We start from the raw sequence: 17,876 nt of genomic DNA, 5'->3' as shown, positions 1-17,876 counted from the left end.
AACAGAGATGATGCAGCCCATTTCAGGTACACCCGCACGCCCTCCCGGCGAAGGCCAAAATGCCCCTTCTGCTGCGGGTGAACAACCGTTATCCACACAACAACGTACCGTGCTGGAACGACTGATTACCCGTCTGATTTCACTCACCCAACAGCAAAGCGCCGAGGTGTGGGCCGGAATGAAGCACGATCTGGGCGTCAAAAGTGATACGCCGCTGCAATCACGTCACTTTCCTGCCGCGGAGCAAAACCTGAATCAGCGGCTGGGTGTTGCTCAGCAAAATCATGCTAATCGTCAGGTTCTCTCACAACTCACTGAATTACTGAGTCAGGGAAATAACCGCCAGGCGGTAAGTGATTTTATCCGTCAGCAGTATGGGCAAACGGCGCTCAGCCAGCTCACGCCTGAGCAGTTGAAGAACGTGCTCACGCTGCTGCAACAAGGGCAGCTTTCTATACCGCAACCGCAACAGCGCCCGGCCACCGATCGTCCGTTATTACCCGCAGAGCACAATACGCTGAACCAGTTGGTTACCAAACTGGCGGCGGCCACGGGAGAGTCAGGTAAGATGATCTGGCAGTCAATGTTAGAGCTGTCTGGCGTAAAAAGCGGTGAGCTGATCCCCGCCAAACAGTTTACTCATCTGGTCACCTGGCTGCAGGCGAGCCAGACGCTCAGCCTGCAAAGTGCCCCGACGTTACAAACGCTCCAGGCTGCGTTGAAGCTACCATTAGAGCCGAATGAGCTGACGGCAATAAAAGAGTATGCGCAGCAGACGTATCAGATCCAACCACAAACGATTCTGACCACGGTGCAGGTGCAGGACTTGCTGAATCAAATCTTCCTGCGCCGCGTTGAACGGGAACGCGAGCTAAACGATCCGCGCCATCTTCAACCTATTTACAGCCCGTTCGCGCCGATGATTGAAACGGTTAAATCTCTGTCGGCACGACCGGGACTGCTGTTTGTCGCGTTAATGATCGCATTAGCCATTTTCTGGCTGGTTGCTTAACCTTTGCGCAGCGTAAGCAGCGTCACGACAATCCCCACCACGGCGGATATCGCTCCGGCAAGGAATACAGAGGGATAACCGTACGCGGTGGCCAGCACCCCGGCGACCGGGCCGCTTATGCCGTAGGAGATATCCTGAAACGCGGCGTAACCGCCCAGCGCCGTACCGCGAACCTGCGCGGGCACTCGCTTCACAACCTCTACGCCCAATGCCGGGAAGATAAGCGAACACCCTGCCCCGGTTAGTGCCGCCCCGAGCAGCGCAATCCATGCTGATGGGGCCTGCCACAGCAGAATCAGCCCCGCGGTTTCAACCAGTAAGGAGACAACGGCTACCTTCACGCCTCCGAACCGATCCGGCATCCAGCCAAACAGAATGCGCATCAGCACAAACGCCCCGCCAAACGCGGTCAGGGTGAACCCCGCCATCGTCCAGCCGTTGCTGACAAAATAGAGTGAAATAAACGTACCGATCACCGCAAAGCCAACGCCCTGCAGCGCCAGGCCCAGGCCCGGTTTCCAGATAAACCCTACCACGCTCCATAACGAAGGGCGTTCTCCTGCATGAGCAGGCACTTTGCGAACGGTGCCGTTGAATGCCCATGCCAGCAGCGGTAATACCATTGTCGTTCCCGCCAGCGCCGCAAAGCCAAAGTGGCTATGGATCAGCAAGCCCAGCGGTGCACCGGCGGCCAGCGCACCGTAAATCGCCATCCCGTTCCACGACATCACCTTACCCGAGCGTGTTGGACCGACCAGCCCAAGCCCCCAGGTCAGCGTTCCGGTGAGCAGTTGGCTTTCGCCAAAACCGAGGATCAAACGCCCGACGATTAACAATGCAAATTTTACGGGGACAGAAACAGGCAATAGCGCGGCTAACAGCCACGCCGCGCCCGCCAACCCACAGGCAAACATCCCCTGTAGCGCCGAACGTTTGGCGCCATATTGATCGGCTAAGCGCCCGGCGTAGCCGCGCGTTAATACCGTTGCCAGAAACTGTACGCCTACGGCGATACCAACCATGGTGTTGCCATAGCCCAGCTCCTGATGCACAAACAGAGGAATAACGGGCAAAGGTAGACCGACCGTCATATAGGTCAGGAAAACTGCAAAAGCGATACGAAACAGCGAAAAGTTCGCCGAAGGTGTTTTTTCTTGTTGGGTTACAGCTGTCATGCGTTACTCCAAAATGCAGAGTAAGGCGAGGAATGTCCACGCCCCCTCTACCTGACTTTCAGGATTAAGGTGCGTTGGATAACGTTAAACGCTTACGCATTATCAGATAGATAATGTTGAGTGCGAAGTCTGCCTGTGAGCCACTAAATTTGTCAACCCTGAAATCTCACCAGGTTGGTTCACGGTAAAGACGACTTTTCGTCGAATAAAAAAGGAAATACAGCATCAATTCCTTTTGTGCCAAACAGTCCGGTCACCTGCTTGCGCTGCCCCGGCGTCAGCAGTCTGAACATCATATCCCAGATCTCTTTCGGTTCCGCTTCCTGTACGCAACGGCTCTCTAAGGCCAGCACCTTTTCAGTTTCTTTCAGGTAAGGACGGAGATACAAAGGGAAAATGGAGATATGAAACTCCTCAGCCTTTGATTTAACACGTTTGCGCTTCACGCCCTCTTTGCCTTCACTGTACATGTTTAAACGGGAACGAACCGCAGGCGCGCTTCCTGGAAACCCCGGCAATTCAAGACATTCCTTTACCGTGAACCACTCTTTTGCCATTAGTTTCTTTCCTTTCTGCCTGTGGAATAAAAAATATTTTTTCTTTTACGCGAAATTTCAGTTTTATTCTGGCAATATTCCAGTGACCAAAAAGAAAGTTACATTCTTTTGTTTCTCTGGTTTATACCCTGAAAAATATCGGCGCCGATAACACATTTCCTTAGGATTACAGAATGGAACACAAAAGCCAAGACTGGCATCGTGCAGATATTAAAAGTGCACTGGAAAAAAAAGGAATCACGCTCAGAGATCTTTCTCGTGCGGCTGGATTATCGCCCGATTCACTGCGCAATGTATTTACCCGAAGCTGGCCCAGAGCGGAGCAGATCATTGCGCAGGCGCTCGAAACCTCGCCAGACATGATTTGGCCGTCACGCTATCCACGCCAGCAGCCAGAGGATAAAACAAGTAATACTGAATATTAAATAGATCACTCGTAATTTATCGAGCATATAAATTAATAAATATCCCAGCTTAATATATTGAGAATATTAATAGCACTATTTGCCATTTCCAATTGCGTAAATACTGTTAAAGCATCACGTAATTGCTATTACGTATGTTATTAACAGGAGTCGTTATGAGTTGGGATAAAAAGGTGGCGGTCAATTACGCCAAATCGCACGCGAGTTCACATTCACAAGGGCGCTGTGCGGAATATACCCGCAAAGCTGTTCAGGCAGGCGGCGTTACTCTTGGGCGCACTTACCATGCCAAAGATTATGGTCCGATGCTGAAAAACGCCGGTTTCAGCGCCATTGGCGCGCTTGAAGAGCCGCGCGAAGGGGATGTCATCATCATTCAACCTTATGCTAATGGAAACCCGAGCGGTCACATGGCGATATATGACGGTCATGACTGGTATTCCGACTTCAAACAGCGAGACATGTGGGCCGGTCCGGGTTATCGGACCGCAAAGCCGTCATACACCATTTACAGGAAGAAGTAATGAAAGCCTTTCCACTGATTGTTCTCATCCTGCTGATTTGTGGCTGTACCCCTTCTCACCGTGACAGCACGCAGGATGTGAAACAGTTCTATCTTTCGTGGATGAAGAACTACACTCAGGATCCGGATGCGCCCCGCGAAACATCAGCATTACTGCAACGCTATGTCGCCAAAGAGGTTATCGGGCGTCTGGCGCTAATTGATACGCTTTATGAGCAGGAGATCGTGCAAGCGGACTACTTTATGTATGTGCAGGATTACGCACCGGCATGGATCCCGCTGTTGCGGGTTGGACAGGCGCAGCCATTCCTCGGCGGTGAAAAACTGAACCTGCAGTTAGGCACTGAGTCAGCCCCTATTCAACTGGAGGTATATACCCGTTGGGAGCAAGGACGGTGGAAAATTTATCGTGTCCGGGACGCGGGTCGTCATTACGAGCAGCCCATTTACAATGCCGGAGAGATTACGCGAGCCAGAGCATGGTCCGCTGAGATCGCGCCGGAATACGAAAAAATGCCGAAGTAAACACGGTAAAAAGGGAGCCTGTTGGCTCCCTTTATTCGTATTCAATCTGAGACTTACGCCTTCAGCTTACGCATAACCAGCGTAGCGTTGGTGCCGCCAAAGCCGAAGCTGTTGGACATCACGGTGGTCAGCGCCTGCTCGGTCGGTTTGGTCACGATGTTCAGACCTGCCGCCTGCTCATCCAGCTCTTCAATGTTGATGCTTGGCGCGATAAAGCCATGTTCCAGCATCAGCAGAGAGTAGATAGCTTCCTGCACGCCAGCCGCGCCCAGTGAGTGACCGGTCATCGCTTTGGTTGCGGAGATTGCCGGGCTGTTGTTGCCAAACACTTCGCGGATTGCGCCCAGTTCTTTCACGTCACCAACCGGAGTCGAGGTACCGTGAGAGTTCAGGTAGTCGATCGGCGTGTCTACACCGTGCATCGCCATCTGCATGCAACGTACTGCGCCTTCGCCAGACGGAGCAACCATGTCTGCGCCATCGGACGTTGCGCCGTAACCGACGATTTCCGCATAGATGTGCGCGCCACGTGCCAGAGCGTGCTCCAGTTCTTCAACCACGACCATACCGCCGCCGCCAGCAATAACGAAACCGTCGCGGTTTGCGTCATAGGTACGGGAAGCTTTTGACGGTTCGTCGTTGTATTTGGTAGACAGCGCGCCCATTGCATCGAATTCACACGCCATTTCCCAGCACAGCTCTTCGCCGCCGCCAGCAAAAACGATGTCCTGTTTGCCCAGATGAATTTGTTCTACCGCGTTGCCGATGCAGTGCGCAGATGTCGCACAGGCAGAACTGATGGAGTAGTTTACGCCGTGGATTTTGAACGGAGTTGCGAGGCAGGCAGAAACGCCGGACGCCATCGCTTTGGTGACCACATACGGGCCAACCGCTTTCAGACCACGTGGGCTACGCATTGCGTCAGCGCCGAACACCTGAAAACGTGGGGAGCCGCCGCCGGAACCTGCAATCAGGCCAACGCGCGGGTTGTTCTGGTAATCTTCTGCAGCAAGGCCGGAATCAGCCACTGCCTGCTCCATTGATAGGAATGCATAGATGGATGCGTCGCTCATGAAGCGCACTACTTTGCGGTCAATGAGGCCAGTGGTATCCAGTTTTACGTTGCCCCAAACGTGGCTACGCATGCCGGAGTCCTTCAGCTCCTGAGAGAAAGTGATCCCTGAACGTCCTTCACGCAGAGATGCCAGGACTTCCTGCTGGTTATTACCGATGCTGGAAACGATGCCCAAGCCAGTAATCACTGCACGTTTCATTCAATACCTCTGTAAGTCGCACTATTTTAAAGTTTCGAGTGGCACAATAGCGTACACTTGTACGCCGAACAAGTCCGATCAGCCATTTTATGTGGAAATTTGCGCAGCCAGGCACTCATCGCTAAGATCGGGACACAGCCTGTCAGACGAGTAACTTACGTGAAACAATACGCTATACAACCTGCCAACCTTGAATTCAACGCTGAGGGTACACCTGTTTCCCGAGATTTTGACGATGTCTATTTTTCTAATGATAACGGGCTGGAAGAGACACGTTACGTCTTTCTCGGCGGTAACCATCTCGCACAACGATTCCCTGCGCATTCACGTCCTCTCTTCGTGGTGGCAGAAAGCGGGTTTGGCACCGGACTTAACTTCCTCACGCTCTGGCAGGCATTTGCTGATTTTCGCGATACCCACCCTGAAGCTACCCTGGAAAGATTACATTTCATCAGCTTTGAAAAATATCCGCTGACGCGTGAAGATCTCACCTTAGCCCACCAGCACTGGCCAGAACTTGCCCCGTGGACCACGGCACTGCAAGAACAATGGCCGCTGCCGCTGGCGGGATGTCATCGCCTGCTGCTTGATGATGGGCGCGTCACGCTGGATCTGTGGTTTGGCGATATAAACGAACTGACCAGTACGCTGGATGACTCTCTGAATCAAAAGGTGGACGCCTGGTTCCTGGACGGTTTCGCACCGGCAAAAAACCCGGATATGTGGACGCCAACGCTGTTTAACGCGATGGCCCGACTGGCTCGTCCCGGCGGGACGCTGGCAACCTTTACATCGGCAGGCTTTGTACGTCGGGGGTTGCAGGAAGCCGGGTTTACAATGCAAAAATGCAAAGGCTTTGGGCGCAAACGCGAAATGCTCTGTGGCGTGATGGAACAGACTCAGGCGCTCATCTCCTCGGCGCCATGGTTTGCGCGTACGGGAACAGATAAGCGCGAAGCCGCCATTATTGGTGGAGGAATTGCCAGCGCATTGCTGTCACTGGCGTTATTGCGCCGCGGCTGGCAGGTCACGCTGTATTGCGCCGACGATAAACCTGCCGGGGGCGCATCCGGTAATCGCCAGGGGGCGCTCTACCCCCTACTTAGCAAACATGACGCAGCCATTAATCTCTTTTTCCCCACTGCGTTTACCTTCGCCCGACGACTGTATGACGCCCTCCCCGTTGAGTTCGCGCATGACTGGTGCGGCGTGACGCAACTCGCATGGGATGAGAAAAGCCAGCAAAAAATCACCCAGATGCTGTCCCTTGAACTGCCCGCTGCGCTCGCCGTCGGGGTTGACGCACAGCAGGTATTACAAACAACAGGTGTGGAAACCGGATGCGGCGGGATTCAGTATCCGGCCGGAGGATGGCTGTACCCGGCGCAGTTAACCGCCGCGGTACTGGACTATGCAACAACCCTGGGATTACGCACCCGCTACCAACATACGCTGACCTCACTGATTCGCCAGACAGCAAGCTGGCAATTGCAGTTTTCCAGTGGAGAAACCGCCTCTCACGCAGCAGTCGTTCTGGCTAACGGTCATCGCATTAGCGGTTTTGAGCAAACGCAGCCGCTACCGGTGTACTCCGTGGGCGGTCAGGTGAGTCATATTCCCACCACACCTGCACTTTCAGCGTTACGTCAGGTGCTGTGCTATGACGGCTACCTCACGCCGCACAACCCGCAAAATCAGCAGCACTGCATTGGCGCCAGCTATCATCGTGGGAGTGAAGAGACAGCGTATCGCGAGGACGATCAGCAACAAAACCGTCAACGCTTAATCGACTGCTTCCCGAACGCTATGTGGGCAAAAGAGGTAGACGTTAGTGACAATGCCGCCCGCTGCGGGGTGCGCTGCGCCACGCGCGATCACATGCCAATGGTCGGCAACGTCGCGGACTATGACGCCACGCTCAGCCAGTACACCACACTTGCTGCAGACAAAGAGCACGCCGTAAGCGCGCCGGTTTATTCCGATTTATTTATGCTGGGCGCGCTGGGATCGCGCGGGCTGTGTACTGCCCCGCTGTGTGCAGAAATTCTGGCTTCGCAAATGAGCAATGAACCGATTCCCATGGATGCCAGCACGCTGGCGGCGCTAAATCCAAATCGTCTGTGGGTCAGGAAGTTATTGAAGGGTAAAGCGGTGAAATAAAAGGATGGGGTGCCCTCTCGTCATGGCCTGATGACGCTACGCTTATCAGGCCTACAAACACCCCAACAAGGTAGGCCGGATAAGACACCAGAGCGTCGCCATCCGGCACAATTTACCGCAATTATTGTGCAGTAGCCTTCTGGAACAGAGTGTCCCACATTTCTTTCACTAACGCCTGGTCACGCGGCGATAGTTCGCCTGCGCTGATGGCTTTTTCCAGGCTGCTGGTCACATTGGCGTACAATGCCTCAGCGGAATGGTCCTCGCCAGCGTCCAGTTCGGCCACGGCCAGCGTCAGGTGTCCACGCAAATAGCCACTGGCAAACAACTCATCATCGCTGGCGTGCTCTACCATATCGTCGATTAATGCCAGAATGCGTGATTCAAACTCCGCGATCATCTTCTTTCCTCATTGTAAACGTGGCAGCGACTTCAGTTGAGCGCCTCGGGCCACGGGAATTGTTCCGCCTTAAGTTCAGGCGTGTGATAATAATTCTGTAACGCGTTAATGAAGCGCGCCGGACGTTCAGGGATCCCCTTTTCCAGGTACTCCATCACCTGAGCATGAACACGGCGCTGGAATACCACGCGATCCGGTTCAAAGTCCCCTTCAAGGTTGTCGCAACTGACGTTAAACGGGTAGCCCGCCGCCATGCAAAACAGCCAGTCAAACGCCTGCGGCTTCACTTCCACATCTTCAAACTGGCATTGCGTCTTCGCGTCGCGTCCGTCCGGACAGTACCAGTAACCGAAGTCGACCAGTTCACGCCGCGCCTTACCGGCGATGCACCAGTGTGAAATTTCGTGTAACGCACTGGCGTAATAGCCATGCGCAAAAACGATACGGTGATACGGTAATTCCGCATCCGCAGGAAGATAGATCGGTTCGTCATCGCCTTTAATCAGACGGGTATTAAATTCATCGGCAAAGCAGCCGTTAAAAATCTCAATTAACTGTTCGTAGTGATGGGTATTATTCATTAGTTCATCCCCAGCCAGTGGAGAATCTCCTGTCCATGATTATCATAAAGTAGCTTGGCGCTCATCACGGCGGAGACAATGACGATCATTGGCCGAATGAGTTTTTGTCCTTTACTGAGCACCAGCCGTGAGCCCATCCGTGCGCCAATAAACTGGCCAATGAGCATCACAAATCCGGTCGCCCAAATCACTTTGCCGCCGAGGGCAAACAGCAACAGCCCGCCGATATTCGATGTGGCATTTAATACTTTGGCGTGGGCCGTCGATTTCGCCAGGTTGTAGCCGCACAGCATGACAAAAGCCAGCGCGTAGAACGACCCCGCAGCCGGACCAAAAAAGCCATCGTAAAAGCCGACGCAGCCCCCGGCCACCAGCGCGAAAGGCAACCCATGCAACCGACGCTGTCGGTCCTCCTCCCCCACTTTCGGCATCAACAGAAAGTAAAGGCCAATACAGATAACCAGAACCGGCAGGATCTGGCGCAGAATATCTGACTGCACGTGCTGAACCAACAGCGCGCCGCTCATTGAGCCGATAAAAGTCATGAAGATATTGAGCTTCTGATCCGCCAGATTAACCACGCCCCGGCGAATAAAATAGAGGGAGGAAGAGATAGATCCTCCACAGGCCTGTAGCTTATTGGTAGCCAGCGCTTGCGCGGGTGGCATCCCGGCCGCCATCAATGCCGGGATAGTGAGTAAACCACCGCCTCCGGCCAGAGAATCAATAAAACCTGCCAGCATCGCCACGAAAAAAAGCACACCTAACAGCAGTGGCGACACCATAAACAGAGAGGCAAAATGATCCATTAGAGTACATGCTCGTCCAGTAGCGCCAGGCAGGAAGGCGGCAACGGCGGCGGTGTCTTCTTCTCAGGCTTGGTGGTTCCAGGTTTCGGAGGTTCGAACCAGCTTTGCAGCTCCGCGCCGCAGCCGTCACCCGGTGGTGGTAACGGTTGATCTTCGCACTCAAGACTGTCGGCAGGACAACGTAACCGTACGTGCATATGCGCACGATGCTGGAACCATGGCCGCACTTTACGCAACCAGTCCCTGTCGGTCCCTGCATCCAGACAAAGTTGCTGCTTAATCGCCGGATTCACGAAAATACGCGTGACTTCATTATCTTTTGCCGCCAGCCTGATCAGGCTGAAAATCTCCGGCTTCCAGAGTGACGGCACGACACGTTTGCCATCCTGTGAGACCAGATCTAACGCCTGCGGCCGCAGCAGTTGCGACTGGGTCCAGCGGGTTTTCGGCAGTTGCAGGAAAATATCTACATCCAGTCCCGTCTGGTGGCTGGCGTGACCGCCATTGAATCGCCCACCGGCCGGCATGCCCATATCGCCGATTAACACCGTACCCAGCCCCAGATTGTTGGCCTGATTACTCAGACGCTGGATAAACATCACCAGATCCGGATGGCCAAAGTAACGGCGCTGATCGGTGCGCATCACCTGATAGTGTTCTGACTGTACAGGCAGCGTATCTGCGCCAACAATACAGCCGTTGGAGAACGCGCCAATAGACTGCGCGCTGCCTGCAACCGGATGGGTAATTTTCTGCCAGGGCGTCGCCGCCAGACAGGCGGTGCTGGCAAACAGAGCCAGCGCCGCAAGTGCCGTTTTTTTCATCTCTTACCAGCGTGGAATATCGGTCTTCACGTCCGCATTTTGCGCCCGCTGACGCAGCAGGTGATCCATCAACACGATCGCCAGCATCGCTTCGGCGATTGGCACGGCGCGGATCCCAACACACGGATCGTGACGACCTTTGGTGATCATTTCGACTTCTTCACCAAAGCGATTAATAGTGCGCCCTGGAACGGTAATACTCGAGGTCGGTTTCAGCGCCATATGAGCAATGATTTGTTGCCCACTGCTGATCCCACCAAGAATGCCGCCCGCATGATTACTCTGGAAACCTTCTTTGGTGATTTCATCACGGTTCTGGCTGCCGCGCAGTGCAACAACGTCAAAACCGTCGCCAATCTCAACACCTTTAACGGCGTTAATGCTCATCAGCGCGTGAGCGATATCAGCATCCAGGCGGTCAAATACAGGTTCACCGAGACCCGCTGGTACGCCGCTTGCAACCACGGTCACCTTCGCTCCGATGGAGTCGCCCTCTTTCTTCAGCCCACGCATCAGTTCGTCCAGCGCCTCGAGTTTATCCGGATCTGGACAAAAGAACGGGTTAAGTTCCACCTGGGACCAGTCTTTGATCTCCAGCGGAATATCACCCATCTGCGTCAGACAGCCGCGAATTTCAACGCCGAACTTTTCCGCCAGATATTTTTTGGCAATCGCTCCGGCCGCAACGCGCATCGCCGTTTCACGTGCGGATGAGCGTCCGCCGCCACGGTAGTCACGCAGGCCATACTTCTGCTCATAGGTATAGTCGGCGTGTCCTGGACGAAAAACGTCCTTAATCGCGCCGTAATCCTGTGAACGCTGATCGGTATTTTCGATCAACAGGCCAATGCTGGTGCCGGTGGTAACGCCCTCGAACACACCGGAGAGGATTTTCACCTGATCCGGCTCACGACGCTGCGTAGTGTAGCGCGATGTGCCCGGACGGCGTCTGTCGAGATCGTGCTGCAGGTCAGCTTCTGTCAGAGAAATGCCCGGCGGAACACCATCGACAATACAACCGAGCGCCAGCCCGTGTGATTCACCGAAAGTGGTTACGCGAAAGAGTTGCCCAATTGTGTTTCCTGCCATCACGGCTCCGTTATGAGTGTTGTGTATGTGCGCGTGTATTTAGTCTTTATAAATGCTGAAGTGCTCGCGAGCAGCAACTAACTGCTCTTTGGTCAGCATGAATACACCTTCACCGCCGTTGTCGAACTCCAGCCAGGTGAACGGTACATCCGGGTATTGCTCTATCAGATGTACCATGCTGTTTCCGACTTCACAAATCAGAATACCGTTATCTGACAGGTAGTCCGGAGCGTTACCCAGAATGCGACGGGTAAGTTTTAGTCCATCGCTGCCGGACGCCAGACCCAGCTCAGGTTCATGACGATATTCGTTTGGCAGATCGGACATATCTTCCGCATCGACATACGGCGGATTGGTCACAATCAGGTCATACTGGACTTTCAGCAGATCGCGGAACAGATCGGAACGGATCGGCGTAACATGATGGATCAGGCCGTGCTCTTCAATATTGTGTTCGGTCACCGCCAGCGCGTCGGTGGAAATATCCACCGCATCCACTTCGGCCTCCGGGAAAGCATAGGCGCAGGCAATGGCAATACAGCCGCTGCCGGTACACATATCCAGGATATGCTGCGGCTGCTCATTAATAAGGCCCGCAAAGCGGTTATTAATAAGCTCGCCAATCGGCGAACGTGGTACCAACACGCGCTCATCAACATAAAACTCATGCCCGCAGAACCAGGCTTTGTTGGTCAAATAAGCGACCGGAATGCGCTCGTTGACGCGGCGAATCACGCGTTCAACAATGCGATGGCGCTCGCTGGAAGTCAGACGCGCGGTACGCATATCTTCTGGAATATCCAGCGGCAGATAAAGTGACGGCAGCACCAGTTGTACGGCCTCGTCCCATGGGTTATCCGTGCCATGGCCATACCAGATGTTCGCCGCGCTAAAACGGCTGACCGCCCAACGCAACATGTCCTGAATGGTATGCAGTTCACTCACTGCTTCATCGACGAAAATTTTATCCACGTATTCCTCCAGGGCATGCTCGTATTAATTTCGGCGGCTAGTTTGCCACGAAGACGGCGATAAATCAGCATTCACACAGGGCCTGAGCGCGAAAATTGCGTTTTAAGCGATCGGATGCCCGCCGAGTCGGGTTAAACTAACGAAAAATAAAAGATGAGACTCTCGAATGAAAAAGAAAACATCGCTCAGCGAGGAGGATCAGACGCTGTTTCGCCAGCTGATGACCGGCACGCGTAAAATTAAACAGGACACCATTGTTCACCGACCGCTACGTAAAAAAATTACCGAGGTTCCGGTTAAAAGGCTGCTGCAGGAACAAGCTGATGCCAGTCACTATTTCTCGGACGAGTTTCAGCCGCTGCTAAATACGGACGGCCCGGTAAGATATCTGCGTGCCGACGTCAGCCATTTCGAACTGAAGAAAATGCGCCGTGGCGATTACTCCCCGGAGCTGTTTCTCGATCTGCACGGGCTGACCCAGCAGCAGGCCAAACAGGAGTTAGGCGCGCTGATTGCCGCCTGTCGTCGTGAGCATGTGTTTTGCGCCTGCGTGATGCATGGTCACGGAAAACATATTCTTAAGCAGCAAACGCCGCTCTGGCTGGCGCAGCATCCGCACGTGATGGCCTTTCATCAAGCGCCAAAAGAGTACGGTGGCGACGCCGCGCTGCTGCTGCTGATTGAAGTGGAAGAGTGGCAACCACCCGAACTTCCCTGATGCAGAAAAACAGAAAGAGCCGCATTTGCGGCTCTTTGATTTTCCGGATGACGGCTGTGCCTTATCCGATTCCAGGCTTTTTAAATTGCTTTTGCCATTTTCAGGTTACACGGGCTCATCTGCCAGTTAAAAGTACCCTTCCCGCTCTCATCAAGCGTTACGCTGGCAATCGCTGATGTGGTAAACATCGGCGGTGTTTCGCCTGGGCAAAGTTCAGACACCAGATACCCCACTAAAGGTAAGTGAGAGATGACCAGCGCCGTGGCGATACCTTCATTGGCCAGAGCCTGTAAATAGGCGCTGACCAGACCGACATCGCCGCAGGGAGTCAGCTCCGGCAAAACATCCACACCGGTTGGCAGGTTCATACATTCCCCCACCACATCCAGCGTTTGTTCGGCTCGTAGGAACGGGCTCACCAGAACACGTTCGATATCCACTTTTTGACCTTTCAGCCAGTTCGCCATCAGGCGAGATTCGTCACAACCACAGGAGGTTAAGGGACGAACCGAATCACTGGCGGCATCGAGGGCTGCGTCGCCGTGACGCATGATAAAAACTTGCATATTGCACCGCTTTTGTTAACCAGAATCACCGACACCTTTATCCACAGCCCCTATTGACCGTGGTAACGATGTGGTGGCCGGCATTGTGCCTTATCCATTCACCGAATGAAACGCTGTTTTTTACCTCAACGGCGTAAGTATAGTCAATCTCTGTTTACATTTTGAGCGCGACCCATACATTCAGTGCGGATTCATCCTACCTTTGACCTCATGAATTCAGGTCAGTTTCCCCATTACTCCAGAATCTTTCACCGCGTTCCGCCATCTGCAATAACTGCTCACACGGCGTAAACCGCGAGCCGTATTGCGTGGTCAGTCGTTGCAGAGCAGCAACCACTTCACCCGCGCCGAGCGAATCCATATACCGGAACGGGCCGCCGAGGAAGGGCGGAAAACCAATACCAAATACAGCGCCGATATCGCCATCACGCGCGCTGCGGATAATCTTCTCATCGAAACAGCGTGCTGCTTCATTGAGCATTAACATAACGCACCGCTCGGCTATCTGCGCGGCGGTGAGTCGGCCCTGCCCCTGGACGCCAATAAGCGTATAAATTGCAGGGTCGACCTGTTTTTTGCTTTTACGCCCTTTCGCTCCATAAAGATAGAAACCCCGACCATTTTTTCTACCTTTGCGATCGTCATTCAAAATTGAAGCAACAACATTTGCAGGCGCGCTAAAACGTTCTCCATATGCAGCTTCAAGCACTGGTATAATTTTAGTGCCCGTATCAATTCCGACCTCATCCAAAAGTTGGATTGGCCCGACCGGAAAACCAAACTTAACCAGCGCGGCGTCAATGGCTTCAACCCGCTCGCCTTCGGTCAGCATACGAATAGCTTCGTTAATGTATGGCGCTAAAATGCGGTTAACATAAAATCCGGCCTTATCTCTGACCACTATCGGCGTTTTGCCCTGCTTTTTCGCCAGTTTAACGGTTGTGGCAATTGTCTGCTCAGAGGTCGTGGCATGCGGGATAACCTCGACCAGCGGCATTTTTTCCACCGGGCTAAAGAAGTGCAAACCAATTACTTGTTGAGGCCTGGCAGCGTTCGCCGCAATATCGCCAATCGGCAAAGATGAGGTGTTAGAGGCAAAAATGGTATGAGATGCGCAATTTTGTTCAACTTCTGCCACCATCTGTTGTTTTAACGCCAGATCTTCAAATACGGCTTCAATAACCAGGTCGCGATGAGCGAAGCCACGGTAATCGGTTGATCCCGAAATCAGCGCCAGCTGTTTATCACGCTCGCTGGCTTTGATATGACGGCGGCGAACCTTCGTTTCAAGCTGATCCCAGCTGTACTTCAGCGCGTGGTTGATTCCCTTGGCATTTATATCTTTGATACGCACCGGCAAGCCGCCTTTACAGGCCGTTACATAGGCAATACCGCCCCCCATCAGACCGCCGCCCAAAATGCCTACACTGTTTAGCGGGCCAGGCTTCACATCACTTCCGGGATCCTTTTTCACATCGGTGTTGGCAAAAAAGATGTGCCGCAGCGCCTGAGACTGAGATGTCATCGCCAGTTCGCCAAACGCGCGGGCTTCGGCGTCGTAACCGCTGCTGCTGCCTTGCGCCAGGCCGGTTTCGATGACCTCAAGGATACGTTCTGTTGCAGGGTAGTTGCCCTGCGTTTTTTGCGCCGTCTTTTTACTGGCCATGCGGAATAACAGCGCCCGCCCCAGCGGCCCCGCTAGCACACGCTCTCGCACCGGCAGAGTACGGTGTGCGGTACTGTCCTTTTTGGCCAGTTCTACGGCCGCTTCCAGCAAAATGGTATGCGGTACAATTTCATCCACTAAACCCACTTTCAGCGCCTGTTTTGCACGTAGTTGTTTTCCGGTGAGGATCATATCCAGCGCGGTACTGACGCCAATCAGACGGGGCAACCGCTGGGTACCGCCAGAGCCGGGCAGCAGACCAAGCTGCACTTCCGGTAAACCCAGTACGGTTTTAGCATCATCGGTACAAATACGATTGTGGCACGCCAGCGCCATCTCCAGGCCACCGCCGAGACAGGCGCCATGAATTGCGGCGATAACGGGGATCGGCAAGGCATTAATTTCCGCCATAATCTGCTGCCCCTGGCGTGCCAGCGTTTCAGCTTCCTGCGCGCTGCGACAGCGACCAATCATGTTGATATCCGCCCCGGCAATGAAGTTATCGGGTTTCGCCGAAATGAACACCACGCCGCGTAATGCTTTGTTATCGCGAATTTGTTTCAGAATGACCCGAACCTGAGAGGCAAATTCCGCCTTCAGGGTATTCATTTTCTCTCCGGGCACATCAATGGTAACAACAGCGACGTTATCCAGACGTACGTTTAGCGTAAAAGCCGATGTCATTTCCATTATTCCGCCTCCAGAACCATTGCCGCACCCAGACCACCTGCTGCACAGGCTGTCACTAAACCAAAACCACCACCACGACGTCGTAACTCATGGAGAGTTTGGGTGATCATGCGAGCACCGGTGGCGGCGAAGGGGTGTCCATAGGCAATCGATCCGCCCAGCACGTTAAATTTACTGTCATCAACCTCGCCCGTGGCATGCGCCCTGCCGAGCACTTCGCGGGCAAAACGTTCGCTACCCAGCAGTTGAAGATTCGCCAGCGTTTGTGCGGCAAATGCTTCATGCATATCGATCAGGGTTAAATCAGCCATGGTCAGACCCGCTCTCTCCAGGGCAAGCGGCGTTGACCACGCCGGCCCCAACAGCATGTCCTGCCAGACATCGATGGCGGTAAAGGCAAAACTACGCAGGTATCCCAGCGGCACCAGCCCCAACTCTTTCGCACGCGATTCCGTCATCATAATCACGGCGGCTGCGCCGTCCGTTAGCGGGGTACTGTTCGCCGCGGTAACGGTGCCGTGCTTTCGGTCAAAGGCCGGACGCAGTTTGGCGTAATCGGCCAGCGTAGAGTTACCGCGAATATTGTTATCTTCTGAAAAAGGATCTTTGAAAGGTGGCGCGTAGGTGGTCATCACCTCATCTGCCAGTTTGCCTTCAGACCACGCCTGAGCGGCGCGCTGATGAGAACGGTGCGCCAGGGCATCCTGTTGCTCTCGCGTAATCCCATAAGTTTTGGCCATTTGCTCGGCCGTATCCCCCATGCGTAAACCGGTGGAATACTCGGCGACGGCTGGCGGTACGGGCATCAGGTCACGTAAGCGCAGTCGGGAGAAAAGTTTAAGACGCTGACCGGTGGTCCGGGCCTTATTGACATCCACCAGCACCCGCGCCAACTTTTTGCTAACGCCAATAGGCAGAACTGACGAGGAGTCCGCACCGCCGGCAATTCCTGCGCGGATAGTCCCCGCCATCAGGCTTTCCGCGACATTCGCCACCGCCTGGAAGCTGGTGGCGCAGGCTCGGCTTACGCTGTAGGCATCGGTGTGCACATTCATCCCGGTTCCCAGCACGATTTCACGAGCAATATTTGGGGCCTCGGGCATTTGCACCACCTGGCCAAAGACCAGTTGCTCAATCACATCAGCAGAAATTTCGCTGCGCGCCAGCAGCTCGCCAACGACCATTTTCCCCAAATCTACGGCGGGAATGCCATGAAACGCGGTTGCCTGGCGGGCAAATGGCGTACGCAATCCGCTTACGATGGCGATGCGATCGCCCTGGCGGGTAACCAGCGGTAAAGCCTGACTCATAACACTCCCCTGTAAAAAATAAAAATAAGTGGTCTGACCTGATCACAGTCTTAACCAATTTTTTACATTTAGCCAAGCAGGGAGAAAAGAAAGTGGGAGCTAAGACACAGTGAATAATCACTGACAGTGACGAAAAAGCCCTTGCTACCGGGTAACAAGGGCTTTTAAAGAAGGGATTAACGCAGACCCAGTTGGAAGATCAGCGTTTCAGCTTCACAGGCAAAAACAAAGTCGATATCCAGACGCACACCTTCAGACTCTTCAGTAAAGGTCGAGGTGATTTGGCAAGGCTCAGATTCCACGCCACGCGCCTTCTCAGTCAGAGCGGCCAGCGTTTCTTCTGCCTCTGCACGATTCGCGAACACACGGCTGTATGACGCGGTGCAATCGGAGTTGTCCATGATGGTGCCAACATCCATACAGCAGCAAACCGGGGTTTCATCAGCACTGCATTTACTCATTGTAGATTTCCTCTGTATTCGCACCTGTGGTGCCAGATAAACGATGGGGATATTTTACGCTCCCATTATTCGCCTCTCCAGTCGTTAATTGTATGAAATGGGATAAGTGACCGAAATCACACTTAAAAATGATCTAAAA

Annotated in this window: 19 protein-coding genes; 6 read left to right on the top strand and 13 right to left on the bottom strand. The window is 53.7% G+C overall.

Annotated elements, in window-relative coordinates; all coding sequences use genetic code 11:
• Positions 1-10 precede the first annotated feature (10 nt).
• Positions 11-1,012, top strand: coding sequence for a flagella biosynthesis regulator Flk (gene flk, locus HV302_RS07905; protein ID WP_181627448.1), 1,002 nt, complete (start codon positions 11-13; stop codon positions 1,010-1,012).
• Here the strand turns inward: flk and HV302_RS07900 are convergent.
• Positions 1,009-2,187, bottom strand: coding sequence for an MFS transporter (locus tag HV302_RS07900; RefSeq protein ID WP_181627167.1), 1,179 nt, complete (start codon positions 2,185-2,187; stop codon positions 1,009-1,011). The genes flk and HV302_RS07900 overlap by 4 nt on opposite strands.
• Positions 2,188-2,366: 179 nt before the next feature.
• Entirely contained in the window at positions 2,367-2,744 is a 378-nt protein-coding gene (locus HV302_RS07895) for a hypothetical protein (protein ID WP_181627166.1), read from the bottom strand.
• 173 nt (positions 2,745-2,917) lie between these two features.
• Between HV302_RS07895 and HV302_RS07890 the strand changes: the two genes are divergently transcribed.
• The 3 genes from HV302_RS07890 (at position 2,918) to HV302_RS07880 (ending at position 4,217) form a co-directional block, all read left to right on the top strand.
• Positions 2,918-3,169 carry a helix-turn-helix domain-containing protein gene (locus HV302_RS07890; protein ID WP_181627165.1) on the top strand — a complete coding sequence of 84 codons (252 nt, stop codon included), beginning with the start codon at positions 2,918-2,920 and terminating at the stop codon, positions 3,167-3,169.
• Between the two features lie 155 nt (positions 3,170-3,324).
• A complete protein-coding gene (locus tag HV302_RS07885) occupies positions 3,325-3,693 on the top strand; it encodes an NlpC/P60 family protein (RefSeq protein ID WP_016153868.1) in 369 nt (122 codons plus the stop codon).
• Positions 3,693-4,217, top strand: a complete 525-nt coding sequence (locus HV302_RS07880) for a YbjP/YqhG family protein (RefSeq protein ID WP_181627164.1) — start codon at positions 3,693-3,695, stop codon at positions 4,215-4,217. Before HV302_RS07885 ends, HV302_RS07880 begins: the two co-directional genes overlap by 1 nt.
• A 53-nt stretch (positions 4,218-4,270) precedes the next feature.
• Here HV302_RS07880 and fabB read toward each other — a convergent pair whose 3' ends face one another.
• Positions 4,271-5,491 (bottom strand): beta-ketoacyl-ACP synthase I, encoded by a 1,221-nt coding sequence (fabB, locus tag HV302_RS07875; RefSeq protein WP_181627163.1) that lies wholly within the window; start codon positions 5,489-5,491, stop codon positions 4,271-4,273.
• A 159-nt stretch (positions 5,492-5,650) separates the two neighbouring features.
• Here fabB and mnmC point away from each other — a divergent pair, with 159 nt between their 5' ends.
• Positions 5,651-7,651 (top strand): bifunctional tRNA (5-methylaminomethyl-2-thiouridine)(34)-methyltransferase MnmD/FAD-dependent 5-carboxymethylaminomethyl-2-thiouridine(34) oxidoreductase MnmC, encoded by a 2,001-nt coding sequence (mnmC, locus tag HV302_RS07870; RefSeq protein WP_181627162.1) that lies wholly within the window; start codon positions 5,651-5,653, stop codon positions 7,649-7,651.
• 121 nt (positions 7,652-7,772) lie between these two features.
• Here mnmC and HV302_RS07865 read toward each other — a convergent pair whose 3' ends face one another.
• The 6 genes from HV302_RS07865 to prmB are packed head-to-tail and all read right to left on the bottom strand — an operon-like array spanning position 7,773 to position 12,326.
• Entirely contained in the window at positions 7,773-8,051 is a 279-nt protein-coding gene (locus HV302_RS07865; protein WP_016157057.1) for a YfcL family protein, read from the bottom strand.
• A 32-nt stretch (positions 8,052-8,083) separates the two neighbouring features.
• Positions 8,084-8,632, bottom strand: coding sequence for an elongation factor P hydroxylase (locus tag HV302_RS07860; RefSeq protein ID WP_016153873.1), 549 nt, complete (start codon positions 8,630-8,632; stop codon positions 8,084-8,086).
• Positions 8,632-9,441, bottom strand: coding sequence for a sulfite exporter TauE/SafE family protein (locus tag HV302_RS07855; protein WP_016153874.1), 810 nt, complete (start codon positions 9,439-9,441; stop codon positions 8,632-8,634). The genes HV302_RS07860 and HV302_RS07855 overlap by 1 nt, the downstream gene beginning before the upstream one ends.
• Entirely contained in the window at positions 9,441-10,265 is an 825-nt protein-coding gene (gene mepA, locus HV302_RS07850; RefSeq protein WP_181627161.1) for a penicillin-insensitive murein endopeptidase, read from the bottom strand. Before mepA ends, HV302_RS07855 begins: the two co-directional genes overlap by 1 nt.
• A 3-nt stretch (positions 10,266-10,268) precedes the next feature.
• Positions 10,269-11,354, bottom strand: a complete 1,086-nt coding sequence (gene aroC / locus HV302_RS07845) for a chorismate synthase (RefSeq protein ID WP_003028170.1) — start codon at positions 11,352-11,354, stop codon at positions 10,269-10,271.
• Between the two features lie 39 nt (positions 11,355-11,393).
• Positions 11,394-12,326 carry a 50S ribosomal protein L3 N(5)-glutamine methyltransferase gene (prmB, locus tag HV302_RS07840; protein WP_016157058.1) on the bottom strand — a complete coding sequence of 311 codons (933 nt, stop codon included), beginning with the start codon at positions 12,324-12,326 and terminating at the stop codon, positions 11,394-11,396.
• A gap of 166 nt (positions 12,327-12,492) precedes the next feature.
• On the opposite strand from prmB, the gene smrB reads away from it, so the two are divergent.
• Positions 12,493-13,044, top strand: a complete 552-nt coding sequence (gene smrB / locus HV302_RS07835) for an endonuclease SmrB (protein ID WP_016157059.1) — start codon at positions 12,493-12,495, stop codon at positions 13,042-13,044.
• Between the two features lie 80 nt (positions 13,045-13,124).
• Here the strand turns inward: smrB and sixA are convergent, their stop codons facing one another.
• The 4 genes from sixA to HV302_RS07815 form a co-directional block, all read right to left on the bottom strand.
• A complete protein-coding gene (gene sixA, locus HV302_RS07830; protein ID WP_003028179.1) occupies positions 13,125-13,610 on the bottom strand; it encodes a phosphohistidine phosphatase SixA in 486 nt (161 codons plus the stop codon).
• A 208-nt stretch (positions 13,611-13,818) separates the two neighbouring features.
• Entirely contained in the window at positions 13,819-15,966 is a 2,148-nt protein-coding gene (gene fadJ, locus HV302_RS07825; protein WP_181627160.1) for a fatty acid oxidation complex subunit alpha FadJ, read from the bottom strand.
• Positions 15,966-17,276, bottom strand: coding sequence for an acetyl-CoA C-acyltransferase FadI (gene fadI, locus HV302_RS07820; protein ID WP_016153879.1), 1,311 nt, complete (start codon positions 17,274-17,276; stop codon positions 15,966-15,968). The genes fadJ and fadI overlap by 1 nt, the downstream gene beginning before the upstream one ends.
• A gap of 176 nt (positions 17,277-17,452) precedes the next feature.
• A complete protein-coding gene (locus HV302_RS07815; protein ID WP_003834838.1) occupies positions 17,453-17,737 on the bottom strand; it encodes a YfcZ/YiiS family protein in 285 nt (94 codons plus the stop codon).
• Positions 17,738-17,876 lie beyond the last annotated feature (139 nt).

Origin of the sequence: Citrobacter sp. RHBSTW-00859, assembly GCF_013729795.1 — a bacterium.
Classification (GTDB): Bacteria; Pseudomonadota; Gammaproteobacteria; order Enterobacterales; family Enterobacteriaceae; genus Citrobacter; species Citrobacter braakii.
This window is presented reverse-complemented; position numbering and strand designations above follow the sequence as displayed.